This window comes from Saccharopolyspora aridisoli (assembly GCF_004348445.1).
GTDB lineage: Bacteria > Actinomycetota > Actinomycetes > Mycobacteriales > Pseudonocardiaceae > Saccharopolyspora > Saccharopolyspora aridisoli.
The window spans coordinates 30,871-48,255 of record NZ_SMKV01000031.1 but is presented as its reverse complement, the minus strand read 5'-3'; the positions used below and the strand labels follow the sequence as shown (position 1 = coordinate 48,255).

Sequence of the window (17,385 nt, the reverse complement as noted above, 5' to 3'; positions counted from 1 at the left end):
GCTGACCTGGGATCTTGATCCGCGCAGCCGCTGTGATCCCTCAGGGGGAACTCGTGAGATCAGCCGACCCGCAGTAGTCGCGGGATCCACCCGGCCGGGGGTCTCGCGGCTCCTCCGCCACCTCTTCCACCAGGGCGTCAGCCGCCGGGTCCGCCTCACCCGCTCGCCCCTCCTAGAGTCGAGGTGTGAGGTTCGAAGGTTTCGGTGACGGGGTCGTGGAGTTCTACGAAGGGCTCCTGGCGGACAACTCGAAGGCCTACTGGGCGGACAACCAGCGGCTCTACGCCGAGCACGTCCGGGCGCCGATGGAGGCGTTGCTGGCCGAGCTGGAACCCGAGTTCGCGTCCGGGTTCGGCAGGGGCAAGGTGTTCAGGCCCTACCGCGACGTGCGGTTCAGCCGCGACAAGTCGCCGTACAAGACGCACTGCGGAGCCGTCATCGAGCTGGGGCGTGGCAGCGGCGCCTACTACGTCGAGGTCGGCCCCGAGGGGATGGTGGTGGCGGGCGGCTGCTACCACACCGAATCCGACCAGCTGGCCCGATACCGCACGGCCGTGGACACCGAGGTCCACGGCGAGGAGCTGCGGAGACTGCTCGACGTGCTCGCCGAGCAGGGCTGGGAGATCGCTGGGACCACGCTGCAGACGCGTCCGCGCGGTTTCGCCCCCGACCACCCGAGGCTGGATCTCCTGCGGCACAAGACGCTCTACGCGGCGCGCAGCTGGGAACCCGACGACGTGCTGCACGAGCGCGGATGCCTCCAGAGGGTGCGCGAGTCGTGGGAGGCCGTGCGCGAGCTCAACCAGTGGTGCGCCGACCACATCGGCGTCACCGAGAAGAAGCGGCGCTAGACCGCGACCGCAGGGCGAACACCGCCCAGCCGATCAGCGCGCCCGCGACGTCCACGACGCCGTCGAGGAGGTCGCAGCTGCGCCCCAGCGGCAGCACGCCCTGCAGCACTTCCGAGAGCGCGGCGTAGGCGACGAGCGCGGGCAGCAGTGACGAGGGTCGCCATCCGGAGATGCGACCGGTGATCGCCAGCGCGGCGAAAAGGGTGAAGTGCACCACCTTGTCGGTCCCCGGCGGTGCGGTGGGCACGCCCGATTCCGGGGTGAACAGCACGATCACGCTGACCAGGAACGCGATCAGGAGCGGGAGCCGCGCGAGCTGGTTCCTGTAATGATCCAGCAAGGAAATCACCGATCAGCTCCTTGGGGCGTGGCTGAGTGCTGCACCCGGGCGGCGAGAGACTACGCTGACGTGATGTGAGTCGACGAGCCAAGATCGTTTGTACCATGGGCCCCGCCACCGCCAACCCGGAGAAGGTGGCCGAGCTCGTCAGCAGCGGAATGGACGTCGCCCGGCTGAACTTCAGCCACGGCAGCCACGCCGACCACCAGCAGGTCTACGACATGGTCCGGGCCGCGGCGAAGGAATCCGGCCGCGCCGTGGGCATCCTAGGAGACCTGCAGGGACCGAAGATCCGGCTCGGGAAGTTCGCAGCCGGACCGGTCGAGTGGCGAACCGGCGACGTCGTGCGCATCACGGTCGATGACGTGCAGGGCACGCACGACCGGGTGTCCACCACCTACAAAGGCCTGGCCGAGGACGCCAAGAAGGGCGACCGGCTCCTGGTCGACGACGGCAAGGTCGCGATGGTCGTGACCTCCGTCGAGGACAACGATGTCGTGTGCGAGGTGACCGAGGGCGGCCTCGTCTCCGACAACAAGGGGATTTCCCTGCCGGGCATGGACGTCTCCGTGCCCGCCCTGTCCGAGAAGGACATCGAGGACCTGGAATTCGCCCTCGAACTGGGCGTGGACTTCATCGCGCTGTCGTTCGTGCGCAGCCCCGCCGACATCGACCTGGTCCACCAGGTCATGGACCGCGTCGGCCGCCGCGCACCGGTCATCGCGAAGCTGGAGAAGCCGGAGGCGGTGGACAACCTCGAAGCCATCGTGCTGGCCTTCGACGGTGTCATGGTCGCCCGCGGTGACCTCGGCGTGGAGCTCCCGCTCGAACACGTCCCGCTGGTCCAGAAGAAGGCGATCCGCATCGCGCGGGAGAACGCCAAGCCGGTCATCGTGGCCACCCAGATGCTGGACTCGATGATCCAGAACTCGCGCCCGACCCGGGCCGAGACCTCCGATGTCGCCAACGCGGTCCTCGACGGCGCCGACGCGGTGATGCTGTCCGGCGAGACCAGCGTCGGCCGCTACCCGATCGAGACCGTGCAGACCATGGCCCGCATCGTCGAGGCCGTGGAATCCGGTTCGCCCACGCCGCCGCCGCTGAGCCACGTCCCGCGCACCAAGCGCGGCGTGATCTCCTACGCGGCGCGCGACATCGGCGAGCGCCTCAACGCCAAGGCTCTGGTGGCCTTCACCCAGTCCGGCGACACCGTGCGCCGGCTGGCGCGGCTGCACACCCGCCTGCCGCTGCTGGCGTTCACCCCCGAGGAGTCCGTGCGGAGTCAGCTCGCTCTCACTTGGGGGACGGAAACGTTCTTGGTGCCTAAGGTGGACACAACGGACCAGATGGTGCGGCAGGTCGACCAGGCGATGTTGTCCCTGGGCCGGTCGCAGCGCGGCGACATGGTCGTGGTCGTCGCCGGTTCACCGCCGGGCACGGTCGGTTCGACCAACCTCATCCGCGTGCACCGGCTGGGCGAAGAAGACCACGTCTGATCGGCCTTCGGACGGGAGCACCTGCTCCCGTCCGGCCGGTCGGGCGCACTAACGAGGAGCACTGCAGTGACCGAAGCGGCCAGGGCCGCAGCAGCCGACCCGACCGGGACCCACCTGCAGGGCGAGGTTCCGGTGGACGTCAACGGCGTGCCGCACGGCCAACCCGTGCTGGACAGCCTGGTGGCGCTGCTGGACCTGGAGCGCATCGAGGAGAACATCTTCCGCGGTGTGAGCCCCGCTTCCTCGACCATTCGCGTCTTCGGCGGCCAGGTCGCCGGGCAGGCGCTGGTCGCCGCCGGTCGCACGGTGCCGGAGGAGCGACGGGTGCACTCGTTGCACGCGTACTTCATCCGGCCCGGCGACCCGAGCATCCCGATCGTCTACGAGGTCGATCGCACCCGTGATGGTCGTTCGTTCACCACCCGCCGCGTGGTCGCGGTCCAGCGCGGCAAGACGATCTTCTCGCTGTCGGCGTCGTTCCAGATCGACGAGGACGGCATCGATCACGCCGAGCCGATGCCCGAGGTCCCCGCGCCGGAGTCGCTGCCGACGTTCGGCGAGAGGCTCGGCGAGTCGCTGTCGAAGCTCGGCCCGACGCAGCCCCGCCCGATCGACGTCCGCTACGTCACCGAGCCGCCGTGGGTGAGCCGCGAGAACGGCCCGCGCGAGGCCCGCAACCAGGTGTGGATGCGCGCCGACGGCGCGCTGGCCGTGCCGGACGACCACCTGCTGCACGTGTGCATCGCCGCCTTCGCCTCCGACATGACGCTGCTGGACGCGCCTCTCGCGCGGCACGGCGTCTACTGGGGCCTGGACGACGTGGTCGGCGCGAGCCTGGACCACGCCATGTGGTTCCACCGCCGCTTCCGCGCTGACGAGTGGTTCCTCTACGACTGCGCCTCGCCGAGCGCCTCGGGCGGCCGCGGTCTGGCCACCGGCCGCTTCTTCTCCCAGGACGGCCAACTCGTCGCCACGGTCGTCCAAGAGGGACTCCTCCGCGTCAACGGCTGACCTCCCCGCACGGCCCCGCCGTTGCGTCCACTTCCGGCCAGACCCCGATTTCAATGGAAATCCGGTACCCGACTCCCATTGAGATCGGATACGGGGGATTTCCATTGAAACCCGGTCGACCACCTGCGGCGGTGCCGTGCCGTGGTGCACGGGTGAGCCGCACGCCGAGCGGCGGCTGCCGCGCAGCCGGGGTCAGGTTCGATTGCGACGTTTCGGGCGCAGGTGCTTGGGCGCCGTGAGGGCTCTGGTGCGGAGCTGTTCCAGGACGATCGAGCTGGTGAAGTTCCGGACCTCCGTTCGCGACGCGAGCTTGTCGACGAGGAACTCCTGCAGGTGCTTGGTGTCGGCCACCGCGACGTGCAGCAGGAAGTCGGCTTGGCCGCTCACGTGCAGGAGCGAGCGGGTCTCCGGCTGGGCCATGACGAATTCGCGGAACTGATCCACGACCTGTCGGGTGTGCGGGCGGACGTTGACCGCCACCACCGCCTCCAGCGCCAGTCCGGTGGCGGCCGGGTCGACGTCGATGTGCGACCCGGTGATCACTCCCCGTTCTCGCAGCCTGCGGACGCGTTGCAGGCAGCTGGAGGGTGCTAGCCCGATCCGTTCGGCGAGGGTGCGGTTCGGCAGGGTCGCGTCGTTCTGCAACTCCTCCAGAATCCACCAGTCAACCGAATCCAGTTCTACGGATTCGCTCATGACCGAACATCCTACGCAGCTCCTCGAAACCAGGCGAACCATCGACGGAGAATTCGCGCACCTGCTTCCCCGAAGTTCTTCGAAGGAGTTCGTCGTGCACATCGCCTGGGGGTCGTTCCTGCTGGCGTTGCTGGTGATCGTGCTGGTCCCCGGTCCCGACTTCGTCCTGGTGACCCGCAACGCGGCCAGCGGTCGCAGGTACGGATGGCTGGCCGCTGCGGGCGTGACCTGCGGGCTGCTGCTGCACGCCACCGCCGCCACCCTCGGCCTGTCGGCGCTGGTCGCGGCGCTGCCGGCGGCGCTGTTCGTGGTCAAGGGGCTGGGCGTGGCCTACCTGGCGTGGATGGCGCTGCAGATGCTGCGCCACGCCGGTTCCACTCCGGCCGAGGCCGTCGGCGAGCAGCCGCGTTCCGGTCGCGCGGTGTTCCTGCGCGGGCTGCTCACCGACGTGCTCAACCCGAAGGTGATGCTGACGTTCCTGACACTGCTGCCGCAGGCGATGGACCCGAGCGCGGCGCCGATGCCGCAGGCGGCGCTGCTCAGCGGTGTCGCGGTGATGGCCTTCGCCGCGTGGTGGCTGGTCGTGGTCCCGTCCGTCGGCCGGCTGGCCGCGCTCCTGGCGAGCCCCAAGCGCCGCGCGGTCTTCGAACGCTGCTGCGGCGGCGCCCTCCTGGCCATGGCCACCTCGATCGCAGTCGGCTGACTCCAGCTCCCCACCTACCCGGGTACCGCCGCGATCAGGTCGGCGGACCACTGCGGTGTTCGGGTGCTGGACTCCCGCTGCACTCGGGGACCTGTTCCGGGGGTGTTCCGGGTTCTGGTGGTCGGGTTGGGGTTGGTCCTCGTTCGCGGCTCCTGGGTGGAGTTCGTTGACCTCCCACAGCTGAGCTGCCTAGTCTCCGTGATCACGGAGAGGAGCGGGCATGCGCAGGCGGTGGGCGTTCGTGGTCGGGTTGGCGGTGGCGTTCCCGCTGGTGGCGGTGCCCTCGACGGGCGCGGCGCCGACCGGGGTGGATGCGCTCGAGGTCGACCTCGACGACATCCTGGCCGATCCCAGGCTCGGCGGAGCGCAGGCCGGGGTCGTGGTGCGCGATCCGGCCACCGACGAGGTCCTCTACAGCAGGCAGGCCACCGACCGCGCCACGCCGGCTTCCAACGCGAAGCTGTTCACCGCGGCTGCGGCGCTGGAGTCCCTCGGGCCCGACTACCGGTTCCGCACCCAGGTGCTCAGCGACGCCGCGCAGCAGGGCCCGGCGCTGCTGGGCGATCTCCACCTGCGCGGAACGGGTGATCCGACGGTGCTGGCCGCCGATTACGACCGGCTCGCCGCCCAGATCGCCGAGCAGGGCGTTCGCGAGGTGCGCGGTCGGCTGCTGGCCGACGACACGTGGTTCGACGACGTTCCGCTGGGCACCGGATGGGCTTGGGACGACGAGCCCTACTACTACTCGGCGCCGGTCTCGGCGCTGAGCGCGGCGCCGGACACCGACTTCGACGCCGGGAGCGCGATCGTGCGGGTCACGCCCACGACGTCGGGCCAGGCGCCGGAGGTCGCGCTCGACCCGGTAACCGATGCGCTGAGCATCGACAACCGCGCCACCACCGGTGCCGAGGGCGAACCGGACATCACCGTCACCCGCGACCACCACAGCGGCCGGGTCGTGGTGACCGGGACCGTCCCGGCCGGTGCCGAGCCGGTCGAGGAGTGGGTGGCCGTGCCCGACGCGACCGCCTACGCCACCGACGTCTTCGCCCGCGCCCTGGCCGCGCACGGCATCACGGTCACCGGGACCGGGAGGGCCGCCGCTCCGCGAGGTGCGCGTGAACTGGCCGCGCGCGAGTCGATGCCGCTTCGCGAGTTGCTGGTGCCGTTGCTCAAGCTCAGCAACAACGGCCACGCCGAGGTCTTGGTCAAGGCCATGGGACGCGAGCAGGCCGGCGAGGGGAGCTGGGCGGCCGGGACTGGCGTGCTCGCCGAGAAGCTGCGCGGGCTCGGCGTCGACGCCGACTCGCTGCGCTTGGTGGACGGATCAGGGCTGTCCCGGATGGACGGCGTCACCCCGGATCAGCTCGCCCTGCTGCTGGACAACGCCTCGCAACGCCCGTGGGCGCAGACCTTCTACGACGCCCTGCCGGTCGCCGGAGCGCCGGACAGGCTGGTCGGCGGCACCCTGCGCAACCGGATGGCCGGCACCGCCGCGGCCGACAACGTGCACGCCAAAACGGGTTCGCTGACGGGCGTCACCTCGCTGTCGGGTTACGTCACCGCTGCAGACGGCCGCAGGCTGGTGTTCTCGGTGGTGTTCAACGACTACCTCTCCGATGGCCCGCAGGACCTGGAGGACGCGATCGCGATCCGGCTCGCCGAGCACAACGGCGCGGCCGACCGACCGCGCGGGCGCCCGCGGGTGCCGCAGCCGCGCACGCCGCGCGACGACCCGAGCACCCCGCGCGACGAGCGTGCCCTGGAGTGCTCCTGGACCAAGTCCTGCTGATCCGGTTCCCTTAGGGCAAGGGTTTCGGGTTCGGTGCCGTATCGGTGCCATACCTGAGAGCAGCTCATCTGCTCCCCGGTAGCGTGACCGCCGTCAGAGCTGCCGCAGCCGAGGAGCCCGTTCCCGTGACGTTCATCAGCGACGCCCTGGCCATGATCGCCGGTCTTCCCCGGCCGCTGCTCGTGCTGGCCACCGGAGCTCTTGTGCTCGGCGAGTGCACCATCGGCCTGGGGTTCTTGGTCCCCGGCGAGGCGGGTCTGCTGGTGGCCTCGGCTGCGGTGAACGACCTCGGCTTCTTCCTGACGCTGACCGGAACCGTGGCGGTGTGCGCGGCCGTCGGTGACAACATCGGGTTCTGGCTCGGTCGCCGGTACCGGCTGAAGATGCGCGAGACGAAGGTGGTGCGCAAGCTCGGCCAGCACCACTGGGATCGCGCGGGCAGGCTGCTGCGGCGCTGGGGGATCGGCGCGGTGCTCGTGGGGAGGTTCCTGCCGGTGGTGCGGACGCTGCTGCCCGCCGCTGCGGGCGCCAGCGGCATGTCCTACCCGCGGTTCTTCGTCTCCTCGGTGATCGGCGCCGTGGCCTGGTCGGCCACCCACGTCGGGATCGGCTGGGCGGCGGGAGCGTCGGCGAAGTACGTCGAGTCGATGCTCGGCCGGGCGAGTTGGGTGCTGGTGATCGCGGTCGTGCTGGTCGGTGTGGCTGTTTGGGCTTGGAAGCGCCGTCGCCCGCGCGGCCAGGTCGTGGCCGACAGGCAGGTCGAGGATGTCGAGACCGCGGCCTAGTGGGTCGGGCGGTGTGCCGAAATGCGGACGCCGCGGCCGAGAGCCTGGTGCTTCGACGGTGTGACGCACACGTGAGTCTCATCCATGTGTCTGGACTCTAATGCACGCGTCAACGCGAAACCAGTGGTGGAAGCGCTGGCGGTTCATAGCAGGTGCGCGCATCCACCCGTTGAGCGGAGTGCGGTGAGTCGCACGGGCGGGACTAAACTCGAATGCATGGCACACGCTGGCGCGAGCGACGTGACCGCGACTGCGGGGGACAGCGACTTCGTCGAATACCTCGAACGGCACCTGGCCGAACGCGGATGGACCGTTCATGACTTCTGCGAGCACAGCGGACTGAGACCGAGCGTCGTCTTCCGCTGGCGCAAGGGCTACCGGCCCGACATCGGCAATGCGCGGATCATGGCCCGCGCCCTCGGCGTCCCGCTGCTGGAAGTGCTGGTCAAGGCCGGTCGGCTGAGCGCGGACGAGGCCGGTGCCGAGGTCCGCATCGCTCCCGAGCTCGACTCGGTGCCCACCCAGGTCCTGCTGCGCGAGGTCAGCGCGCGCGTGGAGGAGCTGGAACGCTCCGCCGCCGACCACGCGGACGCCGGTGTGTAGGTGCCGGTCCTCGTGGGATTTCCGAAGCGGTTGGCGCTCCGCGAACGTTCACGGGGTGACATCCGGCGGGAAGCGGAGTGGACTGCTGCCTGAGAATGGATGAGAGGTGACAGCATGAGCCACACCGGCACCGTGAGCGCTCCGGCCACAGCGGCCGCCATCCCGGCTCCTCGCACGGGCGAGCGGCTGCACGTGGCCGTCGAGACCTCGGTCGGGGAGACCTACCTGATCGCGTTCGTCGACAGCGCTCGCGACGGCGGCTGCGAGCCCTGCGAGCTGTCCCCGGACGAGGCGCGCGAACTGGCGCGAGCGGTGCTCGGCCTGCTCGACGCCGAGGCCGGGCAGATCGCCTTCGACATGTCGCGCACCGGTCAGCGGCTCAACCTCGCGATCGAGGCCGACGGCGCGGAGACCTACCTGGTCACCTGGCTCGGCCGCACCGCCTGCGAGGCCGGCTACGAGCCCAGCGAGCTCAGCACCTCCGAAGCCCGCCAACTAGCCCGGGCCCTCCAAGACCTCGCTGACACCGCCGAGGGCGCATGAGAACGGGCCCCGGCCCGGGGTCCCTTCTCCGCCTCGGCGCTCGAACTCGGGTGGGTTGGCTCTTTCGGCTCGCCAGGTAGCCGGCGATGAGCGCGATCGCCAGCACCGGCGTGATGTGGAGGGCGATGCGGGTTTCGGCGTCGAAGGCCGGCAGCACCACGACGAACGCCAGGAACGCCAGCACCGCGTAGTCGAGTACGGCGCCAGCGGCATTCCGGACCGGCCCTCGAGCGTCTCACCTCGCGGTGGTGACCAGGTGCGCGCTGAGGGTCATCCCCAGGTGAAGCTGGCGTTCGGTCCACATCGGAGCGCGACGTGGAACGCCGCATCCCGGAGCGAAGTCCGGAATGCGGCGTGTTCTCAAGACGGTCAGAGGTTCGGGTAGAGCGGGTGCTTGGCGGCCAGGGCCTCCACGCGGGTGCGCAGCTCGGCGCTGATCGACTCGTCGAAGTCCGGCTTGAGGGCCTGCGCGATCACCTCGGCGACCTCGGTGAACTCCTCCTTGCCGAAACCGCGGGTGGCCAGCGCCGGCGTACCGATCCGCAGACCCGAGGTGACCATCGGCGGGCGGGGGTCGTTCGGGACGGCGTTGCGGTTGACGGTGATGCCGATCTCGTGGAGCCGGTCCTCGGCCTGCTTGCCGTCCAACTCGGAGTTGCGCAGGTCCACCAGCACCAGGTGCACATCGGTTCCGCCGGAGACCAGCGAGACACCGGCCTCGGTGGTGTCGGAGGCCAGCAGGCGCTCGGCCAGGATCCGGGCGCCCTCGACCGTGCGGCGCTGGCGGTCCTTGAACTCCTCGCCGGCGGCGATCTTGAAGGCCACCGCCTTGCCCGCGATCACGTGCTCCAGCGGGCCGCCCTGCTGACCAGGGAAGACCGCGGAGTTGAACTTCTTGGTGAACTCCTCGTCGTTGGACAGGATCACACCACCGCGCGGGCCGCCCAGCGTCTTGTGCGTGGTCGTGGTGACCACGTGCGCGTGCGGCACCGGCGACGGGTGCAGCCCCGCGGCCACCAGGCCGGCGAAGTGCGCCATGTCGACCATCAGGTAGGCACCGACCTCGTCGGCGATCTCCCGGAACCGCTGGAAGTCCAGCTGACGCGGGTAGGCCGACCAGCCCGCGACGATCAGCTGCGGCTTGGTCTCCCGCGCCAGGCGCGCGACCTCCTCCATGTCGACCCGGTGGTCGGACTCGGAGACGTGGTACGGCACGACGTTGTAGAGCTTGCCGGAGAAGTTGATCCGCATGCCGTGGGTGAGGTGACCCCCGTGGGCGAGGTCCAGGCCCATGATGGTGTCGCCCGGCTTGAGCAGCGCGAACATCGCCGCCGCGTTGGCCTGCGCGCCCGAGTGCGGCTGCACGTTGGCGTAGCTGGCGCCGAAGAGGTCCTTGATGCGGTCGATGGCCAGCTGCTCGACGACGTCGACGTGCTCACAACCGCCGTAGTAGCGCTTGCCCGGGTAGCCCTCGGCGTACTTGTTGGTCAGCACCGAGCCCTGTGCCTGCAGCACGGCCTGCGGCGCGAAGTTCTCCGAGGCGATCATCTCGAGGGTGTTCTGCTGGCGACCCAGCTCGGCGCCGACCGCCGCTGCCACCTCCGGGTCAACCGCTGCCAGGGCATCGTTGAACAGATCCGGGTTCGACATCAGTGTGTGCCTCCTGTTTCTTTCTTTCAGTCAGGCGTTGCGGCGGTAGAACGGCAGCTCGACGACCTGGACCGCGACGTTGCGGCCTCGGATGTCGACCTGCAGGGCCGTGCCGGGTTCGCTGTGCTCCCGGTCGACGTAGGCCATCCCGATCGGATGACCGAGGGTCGGGGACGGTGCGCCGCTGGTGACCTCGCCGATCTCGGCGCCGTGGGCGTCGAGGACGCGGTAACCGTGGCGCGGCGCCCGCCGCTGCTCGGTGGTCAGCCCCACCAGGGTGCGCTCGGTGGGCTTCTCGGCAACTGCGGCCAGCGCGGACTTGCCGACGAAGTCGGCGTCCTTGTCCAGCTTGACCACTCGGCCGAGGTTCGCGTGGAAGGGCGTCAGCTCCGCCGACAGCTCGTTGCCGTACAGCGGCATGCCCGCTTCCAGGCGCAGCGTGTCGCGGCAGGACAGCCCGGCCGGCTTCAGGTCGTGCTCGGCGCCGGAGGTGGCCAGCGCCTGCCACACGGCCTCGGCGTCGCCGGGGGCGGTGAACAGCTCGAAGCCGTCCTCGCCGGTGTAGCCGGTGCGAGCCAGCAGCACTTCCTTGCCGGCGACCGTCGAGGGGTAGCCCGCGTAGTACTTGACGCTGCTCAGGTCGGTGTCGGTCAGCGGCGCCAGGATCGCCACCGCGCTCGGGCCCTGCACCGCGATCAGCGCGTGGTCGTCGGAGACGTCGGAGTGCGCGGCGTCGAAACCGGAGACCCGCTCGGCCAGCTCGGCGGAGACCACCGCCGCGTTCGCGGCGTTGGCCACGACCAGGAATTCCTGCTCGGCGAGCCGGTAGATGATCAGGTCGTCGAGCACGCCACCGGTCTCGTTGCAGATCATGGTGTAGCGGGCGCGACCGGGGGTGATGGCGGAGGCGTTGGCGACCAGCGCGTAGTCCAGCGCCTCGGCGGCCTGCGGGCCGCTGATCAGGATCTCGCCCATGTGCGTGAGGTCGAACAGACCGGCGCCCGTGCGGACCGCGTTGTGCTCGGCGGTGTCGCTGCTGTAGCGGACCGGCATCTGCCAGCCGGCGAACTCGGTGAAGGTGGCGCCGAGGGATTCGTGCACCGCGTGCAGCGGTGTCTGTCGGGGCGACGACATGGTGAAACTCCTCCTGGGTGGGCGTGCCGGTCGGCAGTCGAGGGCCGGTCACCTCACGCGCCCAACCTTATCCGGGGCGCCTCGACCCCCGACCGGCGCGGGCTGCGCTGGTCGGGCGGGTCTCCCCGGAGTCATTGGCCTGAGAGTTTCACCACCCGGCGGGGTGGTTTGCACCGTGGGCGAGAAGCGCGATGCTCCTGCTTTTCTCCGTGATTAGCCTGGTGTCCTGCGGTAACGGTGCCTGAGAGTTTACTGGGGAGTATTGCTCCTTCGGCGCCTCGTCCGGCGAGGACGAGGTCTCTCCCGCGAGACGTCATCGGCGCGGTATTCGGTTGTGCCGCTCACAGACGCTACGAACCGCCCCACCCGCAGTCAACAGGGAGACCGAGTGATCTCAACCCGACCTCGGTTCTCGCGGGAAGGTGGAGAGGAGCATCGATGCCACCACGCATCGCCCGCGCGTCGCGTCGCACGGCGTTGATCTCGGCGAGGTCGTCGGAGGAGGGGCCAGCGCGCAGCGGATCGCGCGGGGCGCTGCCTTCCGCCCGGGAGGGCGGTCTGCTTCCGCTCCGCGTGTCGTCGAGTCGGGGCGTGGTGCCAGGCGACGAACCACCGGAATAACTACCCGGTCAGCTGGATGATGTCGCGTCCGGGGTGCTCTTGAGGTCTTCGAGTTGGGTCCTGAGGCCGTCGATGAGGGCGGTGAGGGCGAGTTCGAAGCTGGCGGCGTCGATCTCCGCTGCCTTCTGGTGGAGCAGGTGGGCCCTGCTGAGGTGCGGGAAGCGGTTGGCGTAGACCGTGGCGTCGGCGGGGAAGCCGTGGCTGAACGAGCCCATGGCCGAGCCGATGACCAGGTACTTCGTCGAGGCGCCGATCATCGTGGCGTAGCGCTGCGGCCAGCCGGCTCTGGTGAGGCCGCCGTGGACGGCGTCGGCGGCGCGCAGGGCCGAATCGCGCCGGGCGGGGCCGTAGGCGATGAACGGGACCAGGTTCGGGTGGTCGACCAGGGCGGCGCGGTAGGAGCGGGCCCAGGTGCGCAGGCCGGTGACCCAGTCCCGGTCGAAGTCGGAGACGTCGACCGCGCTCATCACCTCGTCGGCGATCTCGTGCAGCAGGTCCTCCTTGGTGGCCACGTGGTTGTACAGCGACGCGGCGCGCACGTCGAGGCGTTGGGCGAGCCTGCGCATCGAGAGCGCCTCCAGGCCCTCGGTGTCGATGATCTCCAGCCCGGACCTTCGGATGCGTTCCGGGGAGAGTCGGGGTGTGCTGGGTCTGGGCAACGTCTGTCTCCTCACCGGAATCCCTTGCGGCGTGCGCCAGGACGGTTCTAGGCTGCCATAAAACTAACGGTGTTAGTTACCGGCCTGCACGGAAAGGAACCACTCGATGGTCGACTTCTCGCTCTCCGACACCGAGCGCGACATCCGCGACTGGGTGCGCAACTTCGTCCAGCGGGAGCTCATGCCGCTGGAACCGGAGGTGCTGCGCAGGGAGCGGGCGGGTCAGCGCGGTCTCACCAAGGAAGAGCTGCTCGAACTGCAGGACAAGGCCAAGGAGGCCGGGTTCTGGGGTGTCCAGACGCCGGAGGAGTACGGCGGCATGGACCTCTCGGCGGTCATGACGGCGCTGATCGAGGTCGAGCTCGGCCGCACCTACGTGCCGTTCCGCTTCGGCGGCTACGCCGACAACATCCTCTACTACGCCAACGAGGAGCAGAAGCAGCGCTACCTGCTGCCCACCATCGAGGGCACCCGCAAGTCCTGCTTCGCCATCACCGAGCCCGGCGCGGGATCGGACGCCAAGAACCTGCGCACCACCGCCGTTCGGGACGGCGACGACTGGGTCATCAACGGCGAGAAGACCTTCATCACCGGTGGCATCGACGCCGACTTCGTGATGGTCTTCGCCGTCACCGACCGCGAGAAGGGCGCCAACGGCGGCGTCACCTGCTTCCTCGTCGACCGCGACATGGGTTGGAAGTCCGAGCCGATCGACATCATGGGCCCCGACGAGCGCCAGCCGGCCGCGCTGGTGTTCGACAACGTCCGGGTGCCCGCCGAGAACGTGCTCGGCGAGGTCGGCAACGGCTTCGGGCTGGCCATGCAGTGGATCGGCCGGGGTCGCTACCTGCTGCCCGCTCGCGCGCTGGGCGCGTGCGAGCGCCTGGTGGAGATGGGTTCCGAGTACGCCCAGAACCGCGAGACCTTCGGCGCTCCGATCGCCGACCGGCAGGCCATCCAGTGGATGATCGCCGACTCGGCGGTGGAGATCGAGGCGCTGCGCTGGCTGATCCTGCAGGCCGCCTGGCAGGTCGACCGGGGCATGGACTCCCGGCACGCGCAGTCCATCGCCAAGCTGTTCGGCGCCACGCACGCCAACCAGATCGTCGACCGGGTCCTGCAGATCCACGGCGGCATGGGCTACACCAAGGAGCTCCCGGTCGAGCGCTGGTACCGCGACCTGCGGCTGCTGCGGATCTTCGAGGGCACCGACGAGATCCAGCGCCGCACCATCGCCCGCAACGTGCTCAAGGGCCATGCCAGCATCAGCGGCGTCTTGGGCTGACTCGTCCTCGAAGCGGGGCGGGTGGCGGCACTGAGCGGCTCCGCGGTTCCCGCACGCCACTCCTTCGATGCATGCCATGCACGGCTTCGCGGCGTGCTCGCCCGAAGCCGCTCAGAACCCGCGGCGGTGCGAGTTGCTCAGGTGGGGTGAACAGGGTGCGGCTCCGCCGATGCCAACCGGAACGTCACCACTCCGTTCGACGCGGTGAGGCGTGAGTCGCGGGTGAAATGTCGGTACCCTGGACAAACACGGCCTCGATGCATCGGGAGTGATGATGTCGCTGTTCAAGAAGGTCACCGACTTCGCGAAGAGCCCGCAGGGCAAGAAGGTGGTGGACCAGGCCAAGAAGTACGCCTCCGACCCGAAGAACAAGGAAAAGATCGACCAGGTCAAGAACAAGTTCATGGGCAAGGGCGGATCCGGCTCCCAGGGTGGTTCCCAGGGCGGACACCACTGAGCGGAAGCTCCAGGTAGCGGCCCCCGGCGCGAAGCCGGGGGCCGCTCTTCTGTTGCCCGCCGGGTGATCGACAGTAGAGTCCGGTCCCGGGTCGTTCTCCACGGCGAGCAGCACGGAGGTCTCGATGGGCAGCGCGTACGTCGCTGGCACGTTCGACACCAAGGGCGCGGAACTGGACTACGTCGCCGAGCTCATCGCCCGCGGGCATCCCGTCGTCACCGTCGACCTGTCGACCACCGGCGAAGGCTCGTCCAGCGCCGTCGTCCAGGCGGCCGAGGTCGCCGCGCACCACCCGGACGGCGCGGATGCGGTGTTCACCGGTGACCGGGGCACGGCCGTCAGCGCGATGGCCACGGCGTTCGCGCACTTCCTGCGGGAGCGCGACGTCGACGGTGTCATCGGGCTCGGCGGTTCCGGCGGAACCGCGCTGGTCACCCCCGGGATGCGGGAACTGCCGGTGGGCGTGCCGAAGGTGGTGGTGTCCACTGTGGCCTCCGGTGACGTGTCCGGCTACGTCGACGCCACCGACATCGCGATGTTCCCGTCGGTCACCGACGTCGCCGGGCTGAACCGGATCTCCCGCCGCGTCCTCGCCAACGCCGCGCACGCGCTGCTCGGCGCGATCAGCCGCCCGGTGCCGCACGTCGAGGACAAGCCCGCGGTGGCGCTGTCGATGTTCGGCGTCACCACGCCCTGCGTGACCGCCACCGCCGACGCGCTCACCGCCGAGTTCGACCCGCTGGTCTTCCACGCGACCGGAACGGGCGGCCGGGCCATGGAGAAGCTCGTCGACGACGGCCTGGTGCGCGCGGTCCTGGACATCACCACCACCGAGGTGTGCGACCTCATCGCCGGTGGCGTGATGAGCGCGGGCGAGCAGCGGCTCGACGCCATCGCGCGCACCCGGGTCCCCTACGTCGGCTCGTGCGGTGCGCTGGACATGGTGAACTTCGGTGCGCTGGAATCGGTTCCGCAGCGCTACCGCGACCGCGTCCTCTACGTGCACAACCCGCAGGTCACCCTGATGCGCACCACTGCGCAGGAGTGCCGGGAGATCGGCTCGTTCATCGCGCGCAAGCTCAACGCCTGCCACGGCCCGGTCCGCTTCCTGCTGCCGACCGGCGGAGTGTCCATGTTGGACGCGCCGGGCCAGCCGTTCCACGACCCCGAAGCCGACACCGCGCTCTTCGACACCATCGAGCGCGAGGTCGAGCAGACCGAGAACCGCCGAGTGCTGCGAGTGGGCCACAACGTCAACGACGAGGAGTTCGTCACGGCGCTGCTGACCGCGTTCCGTGAAATCCTGGAGGAGCAGGGAAACCACGGGACCCGAAAGGCGTCCCGGCACTGACACTGGAGGGGCGATGAACGGATTCGACCGCGCGGAGCTGCTCCGCGAGCTCCACGCCAAGGCCCAGCGCGGCGAACCGATCGTCGGCGGAGGCGCCGGCACCGGGCTGTCCGCCAAGTGCGAGGAAGCCGGCGGCATCGACCTGATCGTCATCTACAACTCCGGGCGCTACCGGATGGCCGGACGCGGTTCGCTGGCCGGACTGCTGGCGTACGGCAACGCCAACGACATCGTGGTCGAGATGGCCCGCGAGGTGCTGCCGGTCGTGCAGCGCACGCCCGTGCTGGCCGGGGTCAACGGAACCGACCCGTTCATGCTGCGCGAGCACTTCCTGCGCGAACTGCGCGATCTCGGCTTCGCGGGCATCCAGAACTTCCCGACCGTGGGCCTGATCGATGGCACCTTCCGGACCAACCTGGAGGAGACGGGGATGGGCTACGGCCTGGAGGTCGAGCTCGTCGCCGCTGCCCGCGAGGCCGACCTGCTCACCACGCCCTACGTGTTCTCCGCCGACGACGCGCGGGTGATGACCGAGGCGGGCGCCGACATCATCGTCTGCCACATGGGGCTGACCACCGGTGGCGCGATCGGCGCGGGAACCGCCAAGGACCTCGACGACTGCGTGCGGCTCATCGACGAGTGGTCGCAGGCTGCCGCCGAGGTCCGCGAGGACGTGCTGGTGCTGTGCCACGGCGGGCCGATCGCTACGCCCTCCGACGCCTCCTACGTGCTGTCGAAAACCCATCGCTGCCACGGCTTCTACGGCGCCAGCAGCATGGAACGGCTCCCTACAGAAGAAGCCGTGACCGAGCAGACCAAGGCGTTCACCAGCATCAAGTTCTAGGAGGGGGAGTGGCTCGGCCACTTCGAAGCGGATACGAGGAGGAGCCATGCGCAGTTTCGCCAGCGCGGTCATCGAAGCCCCCGTCGAGGAGGTGTGGGAGGCGGTGCGCGACTTCGACGCGCTGCCGGTGTGGCACCCGGCGATCACCTCCAGCGAGATCGAGGACGGCCGCGACTCCGCGAGCGTCGGCTGCGTGCGGCGCCTGGAGCTGGGTGACGGGGGTGAGGTGCGCGAGCGCCTGGTGGCCCTCGACGACGTCGCTCGCAGCTGCACCTACGAATTCGTGACGAGCCCGTTCCCGGTGCGCAGCTACCGCTCGACGATCCACGTCCTGCCCGTCACGGCCTCCGGGCACAGCTTCGTCGAGTGGTTCGCCGACTTCGACTCCGACGCCGACGTCGAAGCCGAGATGGACGAGACCTTCGCCCAGGGCGTCTACGCCACCGGCCTGAAGGGCCTCGCTGCGCACGTCGAGGGGTGAGCGCCGGTGGTGGCGGTTCCACCGAAACCGCCACCCCGGGCGCGGAAGTTGCGCTGGAACGCCACCACGGGCGAGGTTGGCTC

General features: G+C 69.7%; 18 protein-coding genes and 2 riboswitches. Of the genes, 13 read left to right on the top strand and 5 right to left on the bottom strand.

The genetic code is table 11. The annotated features are described in order from the left end of the window. The first annotated feature begins 185 nt into the window (after nt 1–185). Nucleotides 186–851 carry a DUF2461 domain-containing protein gene (locus E1161_RS20995; RefSeq protein ID WP_132625921.1) on the top strand — a complete coding sequence of 222 codons (666 nt, stop codon included), beginning with the start codon at nt 186–188 and terminating at the stop codon, nt 849–851. Here E1161_RS20995 and E1161_RS20990 read toward each other — a convergent pair. Then, nucleotides 829–1,200, bottom strand: coding sequence for a VanZ family protein (locus E1161_RS20990; RefSeq protein WP_235875182.1), 372 nt, complete (start codon nt 1,198–1,200; stop codon nt 829–831). The two genes, E1161_RS20995 and E1161_RS20990, sit on opposite strands and share 23 nt — an antisense overlap. Before the next feature lie 65 nt (nt 1,201–1,265). Here E1161_RS20990 and pyk point away from each other — a divergent pair, with 65 nt between their 5' ends. Further along, entirely contained in the window at nt 1,266–2,687 is a 1,422-nt protein-coding gene (gene pyk, locus E1161_RS20985) for a pyruvate kinase (RefSeq protein WP_132625919.1), read from the top strand. A 66-nt stretch (nt 2,688–2,753) separates the two neighbouring features. Further along, nucleotides 2,754–3,698, top strand: coding sequence for an acyl-CoA thioesterase (locus E1161_RS20980; protein ID WP_165939894.1), 945 nt, complete (start codon nt 2,754–2,756; stop codon nt 3,696–3,698). 192 nt (nt 3,699–3,890) lie between these two features. On the opposite strand, the gene E1161_RS20975 is transcribed toward E1161_RS20980, so the two are convergent. Next, entirely contained in the window at nt 3,891–4,394 is a 504-nt protein-coding gene (locus tag E1161_RS20975; protein WP_132625917.1) for an Lrp/AsnC family transcriptional regulator, read from the bottom strand. Between E1161_RS20975 and E1161_RS20970 the strand changes: the two genes are divergently transcribed. The 5 genes from E1161_RS20970 to E1161_RS20950 all read left to right on the top strand — a co-directional run bounded on the left by E1161_RS20970 (nt 4,393) and on the right by E1161_RS20950 (nt 8,820). Next, a complete protein-coding gene (locus tag E1161_RS20970) occupies nt 4,393–5,097 on the top strand; it encodes a LysE family translocator (protein WP_235875181.1) in 705 nt (234 codons plus the stop codon). The genes E1161_RS20975 and E1161_RS20970 overlap by 2 nt on opposite strands. Nucleotides 5,098–5,317: 220 nt before the next feature. Continuing rightward, entirely contained in the window at nt 5,318–6,889 is a 1,572-nt protein-coding gene (gene dacB, locus E1161_RS20965; protein WP_132625915.1) for a D-alanyl-D-alanine carboxypeptidase/D-alanyl-D-alanine endopeptidase, read from the top strand. A 125-nt stretch (nt 6,890–7,014) separates the two neighbouring features. Beyond that, nucleotides 7,015–7,674 carry a DedA family protein gene (locus E1161_RS20960; protein WP_132625913.1) on the top strand — a complete coding sequence of 220 codons (660 nt, stop codon included), beginning with the start codon at nt 7,015–7,017 and terminating at the stop codon, nt 7,672–7,674. 216 nt (nt 7,675–7,890) lie between these two features. Then, nucleotides 7,891–8,277 carry a helix-turn-helix domain-containing protein gene (locus E1161_RS20955; protein ID WP_165939893.1) on the top strand — a complete coding sequence of 129 codons (387 nt, stop codon included), beginning with the start codon at nt 7,891–7,893 and terminating at the stop codon, nt 8,275–8,277. 114 nt (nt 8,278–8,391) lie between these two features. Continuing rightward, nucleotides 8,392–8,820: a hypothetical protein gene (locus tag E1161_RS20950; RefSeq protein ID WP_132625909.1), complete on the top strand. Its 429-nt coding sequence runs from the start codon at nt 8,392–8,394 to the stop codon at nt 8,818–8,820. 369 nt (nt 8,821–9,189) lie between these two features. On the opposite strand, the gene glyA is transcribed toward E1161_RS20950, so the two are convergent. The 3 genes from glyA to E1161_RS20930 form a co-directional block, all read right to left on the bottom strand. Then, on the bottom strand, nt 9,190–10,470 hold the full coding sequence (glyA, locus tag E1161_RS20940; RefSeq protein ID WP_132625907.1) for a serine hydroxymethyltransferase: 1,281 nt from the start codon (nt 10,468–10,470) through the stop codon (nt 9,190–9,192). A gap of 30 nt (nt 10,471–10,500) precedes the next feature. Further along, complete coding sequence (gene gcvT, locus E1161_RS20935; RefSeq protein WP_132625905.1) at nt 10,501–11,604, bottom strand: glycine cleavage system aminomethyltransferase GcvT; 1,104 nt, start codon at nt 11,602–11,604, stop codon at nt 10,501–10,503. A gap of 118 nt (nt 11,605–11,722) precedes the next feature. Beyond that, nucleotides 11,723–11,822, bottom strand: a riboswitch (glycine riboswitch). A 1-nt stretch (nt 11,823) separates the two neighbouring features. Next, a riboswitch (glycine riboswitch) is annotated at nt 11,824–11,920 on the bottom strand. A gap of 313 nt (nt 11,921–12,233) precedes the next feature. Continuing rightward, entirely contained in the window at nt 12,234–12,884 is a 651-nt protein-coding gene (locus E1161_RS20930) for a TetR/AcrR family transcriptional regulator (protein ID WP_132625903.1), read from the bottom strand. 106 nt (nt 12,885–12,990) lie between these two features. On the opposite strand from E1161_RS20930, the gene E1161_RS20925 reads away from it, so the two are divergent. The 5 genes from E1161_RS20925 (at nt 12,991) to E1161_RS20905 (ending at nt 17,302) form a co-directional block, all read left to right on the top strand. Further along, nucleotides 12,991–14,169 carry an acyl-CoA dehydrogenase family protein gene (locus E1161_RS20925; RefSeq protein ID WP_132625901.1) on the top strand — a complete coding sequence of 393 codons (1,179 nt, stop codon included), beginning with the start codon at nt 12,991–12,993 and terminating at the stop codon, nt 14,167–14,169. Nucleotides 14,170–14,443: 274 nt separating this feature from the next. Continuing rightward, the gene (locus tag E1161_RS20920) at nt 14,444–14,626 is read left to right on the top strand and encodes a hypothetical protein (RefSeq protein WP_132625899.1); all 183 of its coding nucleotides are present in this window, start codon (nt 14,444–14,446) and stop codon (nt 14,624–14,626) included. A gap of 124 nt (nt 14,627–14,750) precedes the next feature. Continuing rightward, nucleotides 14,751–15,977: a Tm-1-like ATP-binding domain-containing protein gene (locus tag E1161_RS20915; protein WP_132625897.1), complete on the top strand. Its 1,227-nt coding sequence runs from the start codon at nt 14,751–14,753 to the stop codon at nt 15,975–15,977. 13 nt (nt 15,978–15,990) lie between these two features. Continuing rightward, complete coding sequence (locus E1161_RS20910) at nt 15,991–16,821, top strand: phosphoenolpyruvate hydrolase family protein (protein WP_132625895.1); 831 nt, start codon at nt 15,991–15,993, stop codon at nt 16,819–16,821. A gap of 46 nt (nt 16,822–16,867) precedes the next feature. After that, nucleotides 16,868–17,302, top strand: coding sequence for an SRPBCC family protein (locus tag E1161_RS20905; RefSeq protein ID WP_132625893.1), 435 nt, complete (start codon nt 16,868–16,870; stop codon nt 17,300–17,302). Nucleotides 17,303–17,385 lie beyond the last annotated feature (83 nt).